14 protein-coding genes and 1 pseudogene are annotated in these 16,892 nt (G+C 70.3%); 10 read left to right on the top strand and 5 right to left on the bottom strand.

Annotated features, from left to right (window positions below; all coding sequences use genetic code 11):
• Positions 1-6 precede the first annotated feature (6 nt).
• Positions 7-3,972 carry a HAMP domain-containing protein gene (locus SSPN_RS0104495; RefSeq protein ID WP_010692594.1) on the top strand — a complete coding sequence of 1,322 codons (3,966 nt, stop codon included), beginning with the start codon at positions 7-9 and terminating at the stop codon, positions 3,970-3,972.
• A gap of 3 nt (positions 3,973-3,975) precedes the next feature.
• Here the strand turns inward: SSPN_RS0104495 and SSPN_RS61445 are convergent, their stop codons facing one another.
• Positions 3,976-4,101 (bottom strand): hypothetical protein, encoded by a 126-nt coding sequence (locus SSPN_RS61445; RefSeq protein ID WP_272941725.1) that lies wholly within the window; start codon positions 4,099-4,101, stop codon positions 3,976-3,978.
• Positions 4,102-4,495: 394 nt separating this feature from the next.
• The gene (locus tag SSPN_RS0104505) at positions 4,496-5,062 is read right to left on the bottom strand and encodes a helix-turn-helix domain-containing protein (protein WP_010692596.1); all 567 of its coding nucleotides are present in this window, start codon (positions 5,060-5,062) and stop codon (positions 4,496-4,498) included.
• A 53-nt stretch (positions 5,063-5,115) separates the two neighbouring features.
• Here SSPN_RS0104505 and SSPN_RS0104510 point away from each other — a divergent pair, with 53 nt between their 5' ends.
• Positions 5,116-6,033, top strand: a complete 918-nt coding sequence (locus SSPN_RS0104510; protein ID WP_010692597.1) for an NAD(P)/FAD-dependent oxidoreductase — start codon at positions 5,116-5,118, stop codon at positions 6,031-6,033.
• Positions 6,030-6,863, top strand: coding sequence for a class I SAM-dependent methyltransferase (locus tag SSPN_RS0104515; protein WP_010692598.1), 834 nt, complete (start codon positions 6,030-6,032; stop codon positions 6,861-6,863). Before SSPN_RS0104510 ends, SSPN_RS0104515 begins: the two co-directional genes overlap by 4 nt.
• Positions 6,864-7,115: 252 nt before the next feature.
• On the opposite strand, the pseudogene SSPN_RS59255 reads toward SSPN_RS0104515, so the two are convergent.
• Positions 7,116-7,262 (bottom strand): annotated as a pseudogene (locus tag SSPN_RS59255) (phosphotransferase); the annotation flags it as partial.
• A 295-nt stretch (positions 7,263-7,557) separates the two neighbouring features.
• Between SSPN_RS59255 and SSPN_RS0104525 the strand changes: the two are divergent.
• The 4 genes from SSPN_RS0104525 (at position 7,558) to SSPN_RS62465 (ending at position 10,863) form a co-directional block, all read left to right on the top strand.
• A complete protein-coding gene (locus SSPN_RS0104525; RefSeq protein WP_010692600.1) occupies positions 7,558-8,244 on the top strand; it encodes a GntR family transcriptional regulator in 687 nt (228 codons plus the stop codon).
• A gap of 628 nt (positions 8,245-8,872) precedes the next feature.
• On the top strand, positions 8,873-9,820 hold the full coding sequence (locus SSPN_RS0104530) for a S1C family serine protease (RefSeq protein WP_029534968.1): 948 nt from the start codon (positions 8,873-8,875) through the stop codon (positions 9,818-9,820).
• Positions 9,821-9,861: 41 nt separating this feature from the next.
• Positions 9,862-10,629, top strand: coding sequence for an ABC transporter permease (locus tag SSPN_RS0104535; protein WP_010692602.1), 768 nt, complete (start codon positions 9,862-9,864; stop codon positions 10,627-10,629).
• A 24-nt stretch (positions 10,630-10,653) separates the two neighbouring features.
• The gene (locus SSPN_RS62465) at positions 10,654-10,863 is read left to right on the top strand and encodes a histidine kinase (protein WP_202798791.1); all 210 of its coding nucleotides are present in this window, start codon (positions 10,654-10,656) and stop codon (positions 10,861-10,863) included.
• Between the two features lie 318 nt (positions 10,864-11,181).
• Here SSPN_RS62465 and SSPN_RS0104540 read toward each other — a convergent pair whose 3' ends face one another.
• Positions 11,182-12,294 (bottom strand): tartrate dehydrogenase, encoded by a 1,113-nt coding sequence (locus SSPN_RS0104540; RefSeq protein WP_083821599.1) that lies wholly within the window; start codon positions 12,292-12,294, stop codon positions 11,182-11,184.
• Between the two features lie 85 nt (positions 12,295-12,379).
• On the opposite strand from SSPN_RS0104540, the gene SSPN_RS0104545 reads away from it, so the two are divergent.
• Positions 12,380-13,369 (top strand): PHP domain-containing protein, encoded by a 990-nt coding sequence (locus SSPN_RS0104545; RefSeq protein ID WP_010692604.1) that lies wholly within the window; start codon positions 12,380-12,382, stop codon positions 13,367-13,369.
• Between the two features lie 93 nt (positions 13,370-13,462).
• The gene (locus SSPN_RS0104550; RefSeq protein WP_010692605.1) at positions 13,463-13,954 is read left to right on the top strand and encodes a MarR family winged helix-turn-helix transcriptional regulator; all 492 of its coding nucleotides are present in this window, start codon (positions 13,463-13,465) and stop codon (positions 13,952-13,954) included.
• Position 13,955: 1 nt separating this feature from the next.
• Here SSPN_RS0104550 and SSPN_RS0104555 read toward each other — a convergent pair whose 3' ends face one another.
• On the bottom strand, positions 13,956-15,833 hold the full coding sequence (locus SSPN_RS0104555; protein WP_010692606.1) for an ABC transporter ATP-binding protein: 1,878 nt from the start codon (positions 15,831-15,833) through the stop codon (positions 13,956-13,958).
• A 305-nt stretch (positions 15,834-16,138) separates the two neighbouring features.
• Between SSPN_RS0104555 and SSPN_RS0104560 the strand changes: the two genes are divergently transcribed.
• A complete protein-coding gene (locus SSPN_RS0104560; RefSeq protein ID WP_049887573.1) occupies positions 16,139-16,837 on the top strand; it encodes a GPP34 family phosphoprotein in 699 nt (232 codons plus the stop codon).
• Positions 16,838-16,892: the final 55 nt, after the last annotated feature.

Below are 16,892 nucleotides of genomic sequence, written 5' to 3' on the forward strand. Positions count from 1 at the left end.
GTCGTCATGTCGTCACAGCCACCGGACGTGCCGTCCGCGGCGCTGGATCTCGCCCAACCGGTGAGTGAGGATGCGTTGCTGCGCCTGGTGATCGGGTTGCGCGAGCTGCGGGACGGCAACTTCCGCCGTCGCCTGGTGTTTTCCGGTGGCGGGTTGGCGAGCGAGGTCGCCACGGTGTTCAACGAGCTCGCCGAGCGAAACCAGTTCCTGGTCGGCGAGCTGGAGCGGGTCAGCGCCGCCGCGGAGCGCGGCGAATGGCCGATCCCGCAGATCGACTTCGACGGCTCCGCGCACGGCGGTTGGACGGTCGCCGCGAATTCGGTGAACACGATGACCAACACCTTGCTGGCGCCGATGGCGGAGCTCAACCGGGTGCTGGGGGCGTTCACCCGCGGCGACCTGTCGCAGCGGATGCCGCGCCGCGCGGCCGACGCGGCGCTGCCCGGCGAGCTGGCAGGACTGAGCACGGCGGTCAACGAGATGCTGGACCAGCTGTCGCTGTTCGCCCAGGAGATCACCAGGGTGGCGCGGGAGATCGGCACCGAGGGCAAGCTCGGTGGTCAGGCGCAGGTGCCCGGCCTGGTCGGCACCTGGAGAGACCTGGCCGATTCGGTCAACGGGATGGCCGCCGACCTCACCGGGCAGCTGCGCGACATCTCGCACGTCGCCAAGGCGGTCGCGGCCGGCGACCTGACCCGCAAGATCACCGTCGAGGTCTCCGGAAAGACGCGCGAGCTCAAGGAGACCATCAACACGATGGTCGACCAGCTGTCGGGGTTCGCGGAGGAGGTCACGCGGGTGGCCCGCGAGGTGGCCAGCGAGGGCCGGCTGGGTGGTCAGGCCGAGGTGCCCGGCGCGGCCGGCACCTGGCGCGGCTTGGTCGACTCGGTGAACTTCATGGCCAACAACCTCACCGTCCAGGTCCGCAACATCGCGCAGGTCGCCACCGCGGTCGCCCGCGGCGACCTGACGCAGAAGATCGACGTGGACGCCCGCGGCGAGATCCTGCAGCTGAAGAACACCATCAACACGATGGTCGACCAGCTGTCGGCGTTCGCCGACGAGGTCACGCGAGTGGCCCGCGAGGTCGGCACCGACGGCAAGCTCGGCGGCCAGGCGCGGGTGCACGGCGTGGCGGGGACCTGGAAGGACCTGACCGACAACGTCAACATCATGGCCCGCAACCTGACCAACCAGGTGCGCAACATCGCCCAGGTCACCACCGCGGTGGCCCGCGGTGACCTGTCCAAGAAAATCATGGTGGAGGCCAAGGGCGAGGTCGCTGCGCTGGCCGAGACGATCAACGGGATGGTCGAGACGCTGCGCGCGTTCGCCGAGCAGGTCACGCTGGTCGCGCGCGAGGTCGGCACCGAGGGCATCCTCGGCGGCCAGGCGCGGGTGCCCAACGTGGCGGGGACCTGGAAGGACCTGACCGACAACGTCAACATCATGGCCCGCAACCTGACCAACCAGGTGCGCAACATCGCCCAGGTCACCACCGCGGTGGCCCGCGGCGACCTGTCCAAGAAGATCGACGTGGACGCCCGCGGCGAGATCCTGGAGCTCAAGACCACCATCAACACGATGGTCAACCAGCTGTCCGCATTCGCCGCCGAGGTCACGCGGGTGGCCCGCGAGGTCGGCACCGAGGGCAAGCTCGGCGGCCAGGCCGAGGTCGCCGACGTCTCCGGCACCTGGCGGCGGCTGACCGAGAGCGTCAACCGGCTGGCCGGCAACCTCACCACCCAGGTGCGCGCCATCGCCCTGGTGGCCACCGCGGTCACCGAAGGCGACCTGACCCGCCAGATCACCGTGGACGCCTCCGGCGAGGTCGCCGAGCTCAAGGACAACATCAACGCGATGATCAACAACCTCAAGGAGACCACCAAGGACAACCAGGAGCAGGACTGGCTGAAGACCAACCTCGCCCGGATCTCGGCGCTGATGCAGGGCCAGCACGACCTGGACGCGCTCGCCCAGCTGATCATGACCGAACTGGCACCGCTGGTGTCGGCCCAGTACGGCGCGTTCTTCCTGCGCCGGCTGGGGGAGGACGACCGCACGATCCTGGAGCGCACCGCTGGCTACGGCCGCCCCGGCGCCCGCGCCGGCGGCCCGCCGCTGCGCTTCGAGCTGGGGGAGTCGCTGGTCGGGCAGGTCGCGGCGGACCGCAAGTCGATCCTGGTCACCGACGTGCCGCCGAACTACGTCCGGATCAGCTCCGGGCTCGGCGCAACCGCGCCCGCGGACGTGGCGATCGTGCCGGTGCTGTTCGAGGGCGAGGTGCTGGCGGTCATCGAGCTGGCGTCCGTCAACAAGTTCACCCCGGTGCACCTGGACCTGCTGGAACGGCTGAAGGAGACCATCGGCGTCGACGTCAACACGATCGTGGTGAACTCGCGCACCGAGGCGCTGCTGGCCGAGTCCCAGCACCTGGCCAAGGAACTGCAGGCGCGCTCCGAGCAGCTGCAGCAGCAGCAGACCGAGCTGCAGCGCTCCAACACCGAACTGGAGGAGAAGGCGGCGCTGCTTGCCAGCCGCAACCGGGACATCGAGCTGAAGAACATCGAGATCGAGCAGGCCCGCCAGGAGCTGGAGGAACGGGCCCGGCAGCTGTCCCAGGCCTCCGCCTACAAGTCGGAGTTCCTGGCCAACATGTCGCACGAGCTGCGCACCCCGCTGAACAGCGTGCTGATCCTGGCGAAGCTGCTGGCCGACAACATGGAGGGCAACCTCACCTCGCAGCAGGTGGATCTGGCCAAGACCGTGCACCAGGCGGGCACCGACCTGCTGCAGCTGATCAACGACGTGCTGGACCTGTCCAAAGTGGAGGCAGGGCAGATGCACCTGCTGCCGGAGGACGTCGAGCTGGTCGACCTCGCCGCGCACATGGAGTCGTTGTACCAGCCGCTGGCGGCGGACAAGGGGCTGGACTTCAGGGTGTCCGTGGCGCCCTCGGTGCCGCCAACGGTGCGCACCGACCGGAACCGGCTGGAGCAGATCGTGCGGAACCTGCTGTCCAACGCGGTGAAGTTCACCGACAAGGGCGCCGTCGAGCTGCGGGTCCGCCCGGCCCAGCCCAGCGAGGTGCACGACCAGGGCCTGCGCCACGCCCGGCGGCGGCTGGCGTTCTCGGTGCGCGACACCGGTATCGGCATCCCCGCCGACAAGCTGAGCCTGATCTTCGAGGCGTTCCAGCAGGTGGACGGCACCACGGTGCGAAAGTACGGCGGGACCGGTCTGGGGCTGTCCATCAGCCGCGAGCTGACCGCCCTGCTCAGCGGCGAGCTCCAGGTGGACAGCGAGCCCGGGCGGGGCAGCACCTTCACGCTGTACCTGCCGATGGAGCCGTCGATGGCCAAGCCGGTCGAGCCGGTCGCCGAGCCCGCGCCCGGGCCGGTTGCCGTGCCGGAACGCCCGCCGCGCGGATGCGTGCCGAGCACGGCGGAGTCCAGCCTGGACGTGTCAGCCGAGGGCATCGACCCGCCGATGAGGTCCACCGAACTGATCCGGCAGGAGGGCCACCAGCACATGCTGCACGTCGAGGAGCTGGAGGAGCACGCGTCGTTGCAGTTCAACGGGGAGAAGGTGCTCGTCGTCGACGACGACTACCGGAGCGTGCAGGCGATGCGCCTGCTGCTGGAGCAACACGGTCTGCAAGTGGTGCACGCGGACAACGCGCTGGCCGGGCTCAACGCGCTGCAGCACCAGGGTGACATCATGATCGTGCTGATGGACGTGATGATGCCGGAGATGGACGGCAACGCCACGATTCGCATCATCCGGGAGATGCCGCGCTACCGGGACCTGACGATCATCGCGATCACGGCGAAGGCGATGAAGGGCGACCGGGAAGCGAGCATCGCGGCCGGGGCCACCGAGTGCATGAGCAAACCGGTCGACGTCAACAAGTTGCTGGATCTGCTCGCCGAGCACCTGCCGGCGGGACGCGCCCCCGAAGCAGAGGGATGAGGCTCAGTCGACCTGCTCTGGCTCTTCGATCGTCGGCATCTCGGCCAGCTGCTCGCGCAGCTTCTGGGCCCATGCGAGGTCGCGCGAGAAGGTCGCGTCGAAGTGGTCGGTGCCGTGTGGATCAGCCATGTCGGTTCCCAACTGTGCTAGCTCGCAGCCTATTGCCGACCACGATAACCGCAGGTGGAAGACCCGTCGGCGGGCCAGACCTGCCGATTCCGCAACGGCTGGGGCGGCCGGGGCCGGTGTGCCGCCAGTGGCGGTTCCGCAGCGCCGACCGCCCCGAACCGAAGACGGAAGTCACACTTCAGGGTCTTTCGGCACTGTTGCGACCGCCACGGGCGAGTCCGAGGCGTTGAGCAGCGTGAAGGTGTAGCGCCGCGGTTCGACGGAGGACTTCGGGGCAACCGTGCCGCTTCCTACGGGGAGATTCGGCAGCGGCGGCCGGGAACGGTTGAGCCCGCGGTCGGCGCGGCAAGCCGCCGGGGCGACGAGAAGCACGCGATCGGAGGTGCGGTCGGGCCTACCGGTCGCGGGGTTTCGCGCGGGTGTGCATGCGCTCGCCCTGCGGGCCGAACAGGCTGAGGAGCTCCACCGGCGCTTCCCCGGTGCTGCCGAACCAGTGCGGCAGGCGAGTGTCGAACTCGGCGGCCTCGCCGACCTTGAGCACGATGTCGTGTTCGGCGAGCACCAGCCGCAGCTTGCCGCCGAGCACGTACAGCCACTCGTAGCCCTCGTGCGTTCGCGGCTCGGGTTCGCTGCGGTCGGTGCCGATGATCATCTTGAACGCTTGCAGGCCGCCGGGCTGCTGGGTCAGCGGCACGACCGTCATGTCCCCGTGCCGCACCGGTTTCAGCCGCACTCGGGGATCGCCGACCGGCGGCGCGCCGACGAGTTCGTCCAGGGGCACCTGGTGGGCGTGCGCGATCGGCAGCAGCAGCTCGAGGCTGGGCTTGCGCTGCCCGGACTCCAGCCGCGACAGCACGCTGACGGAGATCCCGGTCTTCTCCGACAGCGCCGCGAGCGTGCAGTTGCGCTGCTGGCGGATGGTCCTGAGCCGCGGCCCGACGGCGGCGAGTACGTCCTGCATCCTGTTATTGCAGAAACAGCAACAAGGTTTGTCAAGTCGTCGCGACCGCGTGCATGGTCGGTGTCATGAGTTCGAACGTGGAAGACGTACTGGTCATCGGCGGTGGGGCCGCCGGGCTGAACGCCGCACTCGTGTTGTCGCGGGCTCGCCGCCGGGTGTTGGTGGTCGACTCCGGCAGGCCGCGGAACGCGCCCGCGCACCAGGTGCACGGGTTCGTCTCGCGGGACGGCACGCCGCCGTCGGAGCTACTGGCCATAGGTCGCGAGGAGGTCGAGCGGTACGGCGGCCGGGTCGTCGCGGGCGACGTGCGTGCCGTGCGCCGCGATGACGACGGTTTCGAGGTCGAGCTTGCTGACGGCGTGGTGCGGGCGCGGCGGGTGATCGTCGCGACCGGACTGCGCGACGAGCTCCCCGACGTTCCCGGCCTGCGGGAACGGTGGGGGCGGGACGTGCTGCACTGCCCGTACTGCCACGCCTGGGAGGTCCGCGACCAACCGTTCGGCGTGCTCGGCTGGCAGCCGGGGGCGGTGCACCAGGCCCTGCTGGCGCGGCAGTGGTCCGCAGACCTGGCGTTCTTCGCCGAGGACCTCGGTGACGAAGACCGGGCGAAGCTGGTCACCCGCGGCGTGCGGATCGTGGACGGCGAGGTCAGCGGTCTGGTGGTCGAGAACGACGAGCTGCGCGGCGTGCGACTCGCGGACGGGACCATAGAGGCGTTATCCGCGCTGTTCGTGCCGGCCCGTTTCGTACCCAACGACACCGTGCTGTCGGAACTGGGCTGCGAGCTCGGCGACGACGGTTGGGTCCGGGTCGACCCGAGCGGGCTGACCAGCGTGCCGGGGGTGTGGGCCGTCGGGAACGTCGTGGACCCCCGCGCCCAGGTGGTGAACGCGGCGGCGGGCGGGGCCAAGGCCGCGGCCGCGGTGAATTGGGACCTGATCGAAGCGGACATGCTGGAGGTGGCACGGTGAACGACATCGACTGGGCCGCGATGGCCGACCTGTTGGAGCTCGAAGGCGAGACGCACAGCGCGTATGTGCAGGGAGCTCTCGGCGAGCTGGCACACCTGACACCGCAGCGGATTCTGGACATCGGCAGCGGGCCGGGCGTCGCGGCCTGCGAATTGGCGGCGGTGTTCCCGCAAGCCGAGGTCACGGCGGTGGACGGGACGCCGCAATTGCTGGCGCGCGCCGAAGAACGCGCCAAGCGGCTCGGCGTGCGGCTGCGGACCCAGGTGGCCGAGTTCCCGGCCGGGCTCGCCGACCTGACCCCGGCCGACCTGGTGTGGTCGGGGCAGGTCGTGCACCACGTCGGCGATCAGCAGGACGCGCTGAACCGGTTGGCCGGGCTGCTCGAGCCCGGCGGCGTGCTGGCCATAGTCGAGGGCGGCCTGCCGACCCGGTGGCTCCCGCGTGACCTGGGCTTCGGACGTCCCGGCCTGCAGTTCCGGCTGGACGCGGCGATGGCGGACCGGTTCGACCAGATGCGGGCCGACCTGCCCGGATCCATCACGGTGGCCGAAGACTGGCCGGGCATGCTGCGCGCCGCGGGGCTCACCGAGGCACGCGCCAAGACCTTCCTCGTGGACCACCCCGCGCCGCTGACCGATGGGCCGAGGCGGTTCGCGCGGAGGGTGCTGGAACGGCAGCGCGGGGGTCTCGCGGACTCCCTGGATGCGGATGACCTGGCGACGTTGGACAGGTTGCTGGACCCGGCCGACCCAGCGGGTATCGACCGGCGGCCGGACCTGTTTCTGCTGACCGCGAAGACCGTGCACTTCGGCCGCAAGCCCCGATCCTGATGCGCCCATGCGCGCTTCGGGTAGCAGCCCGGAACGCGCACGGGCGCCATCATCGAACGGGGTGGGTTGCCAGGCACGGGCGAGTTGGTTGCGCAGCAACGGTTCCGGACTGTCGTCGTCGCCGTTGAGGCGATCGTCGAGCCGGCTGAGCGTGTCGCAACGGGCGAGCACGAGGCCTCGGGCGCGAGCGGCCTCGTCGTGACCGGCCTGCTCGGCGACGCGGGCGGCGGCGGGTGCTCCGACGGAGATGGCGAGCCTCGCGACGTCCGCTGCCGGATCGCCGACATCGGCGTCCGTCCAGTCCAGTACGCCGGGAATCGCACCGGATTCGTCGACGAGCAGGTGCTCGCGCTTCAGGTGGGCGTGCCAGCAAGACCTGGCGCGTGCCGACCACCGCATTGAGCCCGCGTGGGTCGACTCGGCCCGGACCTGGTGTCTCGCGGCGAGCCGGTCGGGCGGGGCCCGGCTTCGTCCACCAACTACGGAAGATGCCGACCGGCAGCGGTCGGCACGCCCAGCGCGGCTGCGGTCGAGGCGGGCACCGATCGGACGCGTGGCGCTTCAACAAGCTCGAGATGATCGCATACTGTATGCTAAAGCCATCGGGCAAAACGGCCGCCGAAGAAGCCGGCCGCAAGCGCACGAACCGACCAGGCCCGTCGGTCGGACCTGACCCAGCCCCGGAGTTGACCGCATGTCGTTGACCTCGAAACTGCCGCAAGGAATCGCCGCGCGCCAGGTCGCGCGCCCGGTCCCGCTCCGGGAGACCGTCTACGAAGCCATCCTGGAGCTGATCATCACCGGCGAGCTCAAGCCCGGTCAGCACCTGGTGGAGAAGGAACTCGCCGAACTGCTCGGCGTCTCCCGGCAGCCGGTGCGCGAGGCGCTGCAGTGGCTGAAGAAGGACGAGTGGGTCGACCTGCGGCCGGGCTACGGCGCGTTCGTGCACGGCCCCACCCCGGAGGAGGCCGACCAGCTGCTGAGCGTCCGCAGCCTGCTGGAGGGCGAGTCGGCCCGGCTCGCGGCGCTGAACTCGACGAAGGAGGGCGTGGCCGAGCTCAAGCAGATCTACAAGCGCGGCGTCCAGGCTCTCAAGGCTGACGACACCGAGGAAGTGGTCGTGGCCAACGCCGAACTGCACGCCCGGATCACCGAAATGTCCGGCAACAAGATCCTCGTTGAGCTCGCGGCCCAGGTGGACCGCCGGGCCCGCTGGTACCACACCCCGGTGGCCAAGTCCCGGGGCAAGAAGTCCTGGGACGAGCACTCGGCCCTGATCGACGCGATCAGCAAGGGCGAAGCCGACCGGGCGGCCCAGCTGATGCGGGAGCACACCGAGCACACCCGGGAGACCTACCTGCAGCAGAACGCCGAAGGCTGAGCGCGGGCAATCGCCGGCGTGACGAACCCCACCGCGCGGCGCGCGGCGCGCGGCTTCGCTGGTCGCGGAGGCGTTGGCGCTGCCCGGCCCGCTCGCGGTGTGGCCGATCGGCGAGGGCGGGGAACACCTGTCGTGCTCGGTGGGCGACCGCCACGTGGCGCGCGGTTCGCCGCGGATGTCGACGCGAGCCACCGGCAACGCCGTGAAATCACGGTCCGAGACCTGCTCCGCGACCGGGCCGGCGTGGCGCTGCCCCGCTCGGCCGCCTTCGGCGAGTGGGCGCCCGGCCGGACGTTCACAGTGGACGAACGCCTGCCCGGGGTTTCCCCCCGAGGATCGGCCCGTCTCCGCAGTTGGCGAACGAGATCTGTACGCGATGCAGTCCGGGCTGCTGCGTGCAGCGCGGTGAGATCGATCGTCGGGCTGCCGTCGAGCAGCCAGCGCACCAACGGGAGCGGTCATCTGGCGTCCTTCCGCGCTTGGAAGCAGGTGGATGCAACGCTGCATGCAAGTTGATGTGCAGTGCGGGTGGCTGGACAACCGATGTCAACGGGTCGCTGGAGGCGTGGAATTAGCGCGGCGCGCTCGGCGTTGCGCAATAACCACGACATTCCGGTTGGAGGCCGAGATGGCTTCGGGAGAGCGGTTCGTGGGGCTGGACGCCTACTCGCGGACGGTCGCCGCCGTGGCTTCGGCGATCACGCCGAGCGTGGCGAGCCTGCACTCGTCCGGTGAATGGGGCGACGCGGCCGGGTCGGCGGTGGTGTTCACCGCGGACGGCTTCATGCTGACCAATGCGCACGTCATCGGCCGCGCCACCGGCGGCACCGCGCGCTTCGCCGACGGCACCAGCGCCCCGTTCACGGTCGTCGGTACGGATCCGCTCTCCGACCTGGCCGTGGTCCGCGCGGCTGGCGAGACCCCGCCACCGGTGCAGCTCGGCGACAGCCACCAACTCGTGGTCGGGCAGCTCGTCGTCGCCGTCGGCAATCCGCTCGGGCTGGCCGGTTCGGTCACCGCGGGCGTGGTCAGCGGGCTCGGGCGGTCGCTGCCCGCACGAAGCGGCAACGCCGCCAGGATCATCGAGGACGTGATCCAGACCGACGCCGCGCTCAACCCGGGCAACTCGGGTGGCGCGCTGGCGGACTCGCGGTGCGTGGTCGTGGGCGTGAACACCGCGGTCGCCGGGGTCGGCCTGGGTCTGGCGATCCCGATCAACGCCACCACCCGCCGCATCATCGGCTCGCTGGTCCGGCACGGCCGGGTCCGTCGCGCCTTCCTGGGCCTGGTGACGATCCCGGCGCCGCTGCCGGACGAGCTGGCCGAACGCACTGGACAGGACGCCGGCCTGCGGGTCGTGGACGTGGTCCGGCAGAGCCCGGCGGCCCGGGCCGGGCTTCACCGCGGCGACCTCGTGCTGACCGCGGGCGGCAGCCCGGTGCGCGATGCGCAGGGCCTGCAACGGCTGATGTTCGCCGAAGCCATCGGGCGGCCGCTGCAGATCACCGTCACCCGCAACGGCGCGCTGGTCGACGTGATCGCGGAGCCCGTGGAACTGCTCGACAGCCCACGCTGACCGACCGGGGCGGAGTCCGCGCGGCGGCTTAGAGTCGGACAATGCCCTCTGCATCCATCCCGGTCACCCCGGCGCTCGGCGTAGCCATCGCGTTGCTGCTGGTCGCCGCCGCTGCGGTGGCCGGCCTCGGCGGGCTGGCCCGGTACCGCGACGTGCTTTTCGCCGGTCTGCGCGGCGCGGTGCAGTTGCTTGTCGTCTCGCTGCTGATCGCCTACATCGTCAGGTGGACCGCCCTGGCCGCCGTGTTCATCGCGCTGATGTTCGCGATCGCCGCCCATACCGCCGGGCGCCGCATCACCAGCGACCGCACGTGGCTGTGGGCCGGACTCCCGATCGCCGCCGGAGTCGCGCCAGCGGTGCTGGTGCTGGTCGTCACCGGTGCCGTCCCGCTGACCGGACTGGTGCTGATTCCACTGGTGGGGCAGCTGATCGGCGGAGCGCTGGTGGCGACCGCGTTGGCCGGGCGGCGGCTGCTCGACGAGCTGCAGCAGCGGCGCGGCGAGGTGGACGCGGCGCTGGCGCTGGGCATGGTGGACCGCGCGGCGCGGCTGGAGATCGCCCGGCCTTTGGCCGGAAGCGCCCTGGTGCCCGCACTGGACCAGACCCGCACCGTGGGCACCGTGACGCTGCCGGGCGCGTTCATCGGGATGCTGCTCGGCGGTGCCACCCCGATCCAGGCCGGGATCGTCCAGCTGTACGTGCTGGTGGCGCTGCTGGCGGTGGAGTCGGTGGCGATCCTGGTCGTGCTGGAGATCGTCGCGCGCGGCCTGCTGACCCGGTCCGGTACGCACTTGTTCTTCCGGTCATGACGCGGTCATGACGCTCCGCCAGCGATGGCCGTTGCAACGGGAGAAGGACGAGGAAGCACGCCGCCGCGCCAGCGACGAGCGGTTCGCATCGCGCGTGAGCTGCACGACGTGCTGGGCTACCGCATCTCGCTGATCAACGTGCAGGCGAAGCCGCGCTGCACCGCCTGGACGCCGATCCAGGGCAGGCCGAACCGACACTGGTGTCCATCAAGCAGGCCAGCAAAGACAGGTTGACGAGGCCGCGCCGACCGCTCCCGCCCCCGGTCTGGGCCGCCTCGACGAGTTGGTCGAGGCGGCCGGGCCGCCGGGCTCGCGGTGCGCACCGAGGTCGACGGCGAGGTCCGGCCGCTGCCGCCGGAGGTCGACGTCGCTGGGTACCGGATCGTGCAGGAAGCGCTCCCGAACGTGACACGACATGCCGACGCGCGCACGGCTTTCGTGCGGCTCAGGTATTCCGATCATGATGTGCGGGTGGAGATCGACGACGACGGATTTCGCGCGGCGGACCGGAACCCCGGCCGGGGCAACGGGATCAGGGGCATGGACGATAGGTCAGCCCTGCAGTGCGGTGGCGATGGCCTTGCCAAGGTCCTCGGTGGTTGCCTTGCCGCCGAGGTCCGGGGTGCGCGGCGCAGAGGCATCGGTCAGGACCTGCTCGATGGCCCGAACCACGTCCGCGCCCGCCTCCGGCAAGCCGAGGTGGTCCAGCATCATCGCCGCCGACCAGATCTGGCCGATCGGGTTGGCGATGCCCCGGCCCGCGATGTCCGGCGCCGAGCCGTGCACCGGCTCGAACGTCGACGGATAGGTGCGCTCCGGGTTGATGTTGCCCGACGGCGCCACCCCGATCGTGCCGGTAACGCCAGGCCCCAGGTCGGACAGGATGTCGCCGAACAGGTTGCTGGCGACCACCACGTCGAAGCGTTCCGGCGACATCACGAACCGGGCGCACAGGATGTCGATGTGGTCCTGGTCGACGGTGATCTCCGGGTATTCGGCGGAAATGGCCGCGAATCGCTCGTCCCAGTACGGCATCGAGTAGTAGATGCCGTTGGACTTGGTCGCCGAGGTGACGTGCGGCTTGCCGAGCTTGCGGGCCAGCTCGAATGCGTAGCGCATGATGCGGTCGGTGCCGCGCCGGGTGAACGCGGCGGTCTGCAGCACCATCTCGTTCGGCGTGCCTTCGCCCTGCCGGCCGCCGAGCTGCGAGTACTCGCCCTCGGTGTTCTCCCGGACCACCCAGAAGTCGATGTCACCGGGCTGCTTGTCGCGGACCGGCGGGGTCACGCCCGGCAGCAGCCGCACCGGCCGCAGGTTGACGTACTGGTCGAACTCGCGGCGGATCGGCAGCAGCAGACCCCACAGCGAGATGTGGTCGGGCACACCGGGCCAGCCGACCGCGCCGAGCAGGATCGAGTCGTGGTCGCGCAGCCGGTCCAGCCCGTCGGCGGGCATCATCCGCCCGGTGCTCTGGTAGGTCTCGCAACTCCAGTCGAAATGCCGGTAGTCGAACCGCACGCCGTAGTTCGCGCCGATCACGTCCAGCACCCGCAACGCTTCCGGCATGACCTCGTTGCCGATCCCGTCGCCGGGCAGCACCGCCAGTTCGTACTGCTGCACTCTGCACCTCGCGCCTCGTCGAGAAGAACGGTTTCTGGCCGCCATCTAACGCCGCGTGCCCGTCCGCGGCCAAGACCCCACGGAGAATCGCCGGTGGCGCGAAGGCCGGTCGGCGACTAACAAGGACGACGTGGATGCGACACGGGCACTGCGCGAAATCGCGTTCTGGCTGGAGCGCGAGGGCGCCCCGACCTACCGGGTGCGGGCGTTCCGCCGCGCCGCCGCGATCGTCGACGACCTCGCGGACCTGGACGAACGGGTGGCGTCCGGCCGGCTGACCGCGCTGGAGGGCATCGGCCGGACCACCGCCGCCGTGATCGAGGCCGCGCACCGCGGCGAAACACCGGAGTACCTGGCGCGCCTGCGGTCCGAAGTGGACGTTCCGGCGCAAGGGCAGCAGCTGCGCGAGGCGCTGCGCGGCGACTGCCACACGCATTCCGACTGGTCCGACGGCGGCAGCCCGATAGCCGAGATGGCCACCTCCGCCCGGGCCCTCGGGCACGAGTGGATGGTGCTCACCGACCATTCGCCCCGGCTGACCGTGGCCCGTGGCCTGTCCGCCGAGCGGCTGCGCCAGCAGCTGGACGTGGTCGCCGAGCTGAACGAGCACCTAGCGCCGTTCCGCATCCTCACCGGCATCGAGGTCGACATCCTCTCCGACGGCGCGCTGGACCAGGACGAGGATCTGCTCGCGGAGCTGGACATCGTGGTGGCCAGCGTGCACTCCGAGCTGCGGATGGCGGCGCCGGCGATGACGCGGCGGATGTGCGCGGCGGTGGCCAACCCGCACGTAGATGTGCTGGGGCACTGCACCGGACGCCTGATCGGCGACAGGAAGCGGCCCCAGTCCACATTCGACGCCGTGGCGGTGTTCGAGGCCTGCCGGGACAGCGTCGTCGCGGTCGAGATCAACTCGCGGCCGGACCGGCTCGACCCGCCGCGCGAGCTGATCCGGCTGGCCCGCGACACCGGCTGCCTGTTCAGCATCGATTCCGACGCGCACGCACCCGGCCAGCTGGACTGGCTGTCCTACGGGTGCGCGCGGGCCGAGGAGTGCGGGATCCCCGCCGATCTCGTGATCAACACCCGGACCGCGGAAGAGCTGCTGGACCGGCGGTGAGTGCGGGCCGCGGTAGCTAACATCCTCCCGGCAGGCGATGCTGGTCACGCATGGTATTTGAATGCTCAAATACTCTCGGCGTATGCTGTTAGGGTGACTGAACCGCGATGGCTGACCGACACCCAGCAGTGCGCCTGGCGGAAGTTCGCCGCCCTGATGACCGTCGTTCCGGCCGCGCTGGACGCCCAGTTGCAGCGGGACGCCGGGCTGACCCACTTCGGCTACTGGGTGCTGGCGATGCTCAGCGAGGACACCGAACGCGCGCTGCGGATGAGCGATCTCGCGGCCCGGTCCAACGCCTCGCCGTCCCGGGTGTCGCACGTGGTCGCCCGATTGGAGCAGCAGGGGTGGGTGCGCCGCCACCGCGCGTGCGGCGACGGCCGCGGCAACGTCGCGGAGCTCACCGAAGCCGGCTACCAGAAGCTCATCGCTTCGGCCCCAGGTCACGTGGACAAGGTGCGCGACCTGATCTTCGACGGCCTCTCGGAGACCCAGGTGCGCCACCTCGACGAGCTCTGCGCCGCCGTGCTCGCCCACCTGGACCCCGAAGGCAGCCTGACCACCGCCCCGCCGCAGAAGGGCTGACTCACGCGGCTTCGTCGGCGTCGTCCTGCTGCGCGAACTGGGTGCGGTAGAGCTCGGTGTAGAGACCGCCGCGAGCCAGCAGTTCGGTGTGCGTGCCCTCCTCTGCGATGCGGCCCTCGGCGACCACCAAGATCCGGTCCGCCTCGCGGATCGTGGCCAACCGGTGCGCGATGACCAGCGCCGTCCGTCCGGAGAGCGCCGTCTTCAGCGCCTTCTGCACGGCCGCTTCGGATTCGGAGTCCAGGTGCGCGGTCGCCTCGTCGAGCACGACGATCGGCGGCGCCTTCAGCAGCAACCGGGCGATCGCCATCCGCTGCTTCTCCCCACCGGAGAGCCGGTAGCCACGGTCGCCGACGACGGTGTCCAGCCCGTCCGGCAACGACGAGACGAGGTGTCCCAGCTGCGCCGTCCGCAGCGCCTTGACCAGCTCTTCGTCGGTGGCGCCGGGCCGGGCGAAGGCGAGGTTGACGCGGATCGTGTCGTGGAACAGGTGCGCGTCCTGGGTGACCACGCCGACCGTCGCGTAAAGCGAGGCCAGCGACGTGTCGCGGACGTCCACACCCCCGATGCGCACCGCGCCGGAATCGACGTCGTAGAGCCGCCCGGCCAGGTTGGTGATGGTCGTCTTGCCCGCGCCGGAGTGGCCGACCAGCGCGATCGTCTGGCCAGGGGCGGCGTGGAACGAGATGTCGTGCAGTACGTCGTGCGCGGGCGCATTGTCCTGCCGCGCCACCGATTCCAGCGACGCCAGCGAAACCTCGCTGGATGCCGGGTAGCGGAACGAGACCGCGTCGAACTCGACGTCGGACGCTCCGGCCGGCAGCGGCTTCGCGTCCGGCTTCTCCTGGATCATCGGACGCAGGTCCAGCACCTCGAAGACCCGGTCGAAGCTGACGAGCGCCGTCATCACGTCGACGTGCACGTTGGACAGCGCGGTCAGCGGCCCGTACAGGCGGCTGAGCAGCGTCGCCAACGCCACCAGAGTCCCGAGCTGGAAGGCCCCGGCCAGCACCAGCCCGCCGCCGAGCCCGTAGACAACCGCCGTGGCCAGCGCCGCCAGCAGCGTCAGCGCCACGAAGAACACCCGGCTGTACATCGCCGACACCACACCCATGTCGCGCACCCGTGCCGCCCGCCGGGAGAACCGCTCGGATTCCTCGTCGGCGCGGCCGTAGAGCTTGACCAGCATCGCCCCGGCGACGCCGAAGCGCTCGGTCATCAGCGAGCTCATCTCGGCGTCCACCTTCATCTGCTCCCGGGTGACCCGCTGCAGCCGCCGCCCGATCCACCGCACCGGCAGCAGGAACAGCGGCAGCAGAGCAAGCGCGATCAGGGTGATCTGCCAGGACAGGGTGAACATGGTGGCCAGCACCAGCACCAGGCTCAGCACGTTGGACACCACCGACGACAGGGTGCTGGTCAACGCCCGCTGCGCGCCGATGACGTCGTTGTTGAGCCTGCTGACCAGCGCGCCGGTCTGCGCCCGCACGAAGAACGCCACCGGCATCCGCTGCACGTGGTCGAACACCTCCGAGCGCAGGTCGTAGATCAGCCCCTCGCCGAGCCGCGCGGAGTACCAGCGCTGCAGCAGCGACGCCGCGGCTTCGAAGAGCGCGACGCCCGCAACCGCCACCGCCAGCCAAACGACCACCGACATGTTCTGCGGCACGATCCCGTCGTCGATGATCGTTTTGAACAGCAGCGGGTTGACGATGCCGAGTACCGCCGCGAACGCCACCAGCGTCAGGAAGGGGACGATGTCGCGGGTATAGGGCTTGGCGTAGCGCAGGATGCGCCTGGCCAGGCCGGGGGACAGGCGTTGCCTGGTCACGGATCCGTCACTGGCGAAGGAGCGCATGGTCTCCCAGCTCACCGTCATGGTCACAGTCCCCTTCAACCGGGTTCGAGGTCTAGCACCATCCTCAAACTTCAAGTCAAGTCGAAGTCAACGCTGCGGGACGAGCTTCGATTCCCGCCCGGACGTTCTGGTGCCGCAACGATTCGGCCACGGCGCCGCCTCGGACCGGTGCCGCTCCGGACGGTGATCTTTAACAGCGCTTCACGTACGTTACTCTGTGCGCTGATTCGGACACGGTCCGAACTCGGGGGCTGACTGGCAGGGCATGGCGCAGCGTCGGACGGGAGCGACCGCGTGTTGATCGGCACTTCGGCCGGGGGTGGCCGTTGACGGTTTCCGGGCAGGAGCCCACGCGCATCCCGCTGCGCGTGGCAGACCGGTTCTTCCTCGCCGCGCACACCGGTGAGCAGCGCCTCTCCGCCAGGGTCGACGGCGCGCTGGTGGCGCTGGGCTGCGCCGGCGCGCTGCTGGCGGAGCTGATCCTGGAAGAGGAGATCGCGGTGACCCCCAGCGTCCGGCCCAGTGGCAAGGGACGCTGCCCGGACTTCCTGTCCTGGACGATCCTGCGGGAGGTCCGCCAGGAGTCCGGCCACGACATGCGGACCTGGCTGGAGTACCTGGGCCAGACCGCCACCGAGAAGGTGCGCGCCCGGCTGACCATCATCGACGTGCTGCGGGAGGTCCCGGTGTCGGGTGGCTGGCGCGGCGGTACTGCCGCGGCGTGGCAGTTCGCCGAGGACGGCGCCAGCAAGCCGGAAGCGGACCTGGAGGTGCTGTTCACCAGCGTCGAAACCGCCGGCGGCAGCGGCATGATCACCATCCCTTCCCGGATCGCCGATATCTCCCTGGCGCTGCTGCTGCGGGAAACCGGGGTGCTGCGCCAGATCCGGCTCCCCAAGCACATCGCGCGGCAGGGCGAGTACCGGATGGAGTCCTGGGAGCCGCGCATCCCGGGAGCGCTGCGCAGCCTGATCAACGAGGTCAGTGCCGCCCGCGGGCAGGTCGCGATCACCCCGAGGCACTAAGCGACGTGGCCTAACTGGGAGGTCGCGGCCGTTCAACGGCACCGTGGCGCCGGGA

It is taken from the genome of Saccharopolyspora spinosa NRRL 18395 (genome assembly GCF_000194155.1).
Classification (GTDB): domain Bacteria; phylum Actinomycetota; class Actinomycetes; order Mycobacteriales; family Pseudonocardiaceae; genus Saccharopolyspora; species Saccharopolyspora spinosa.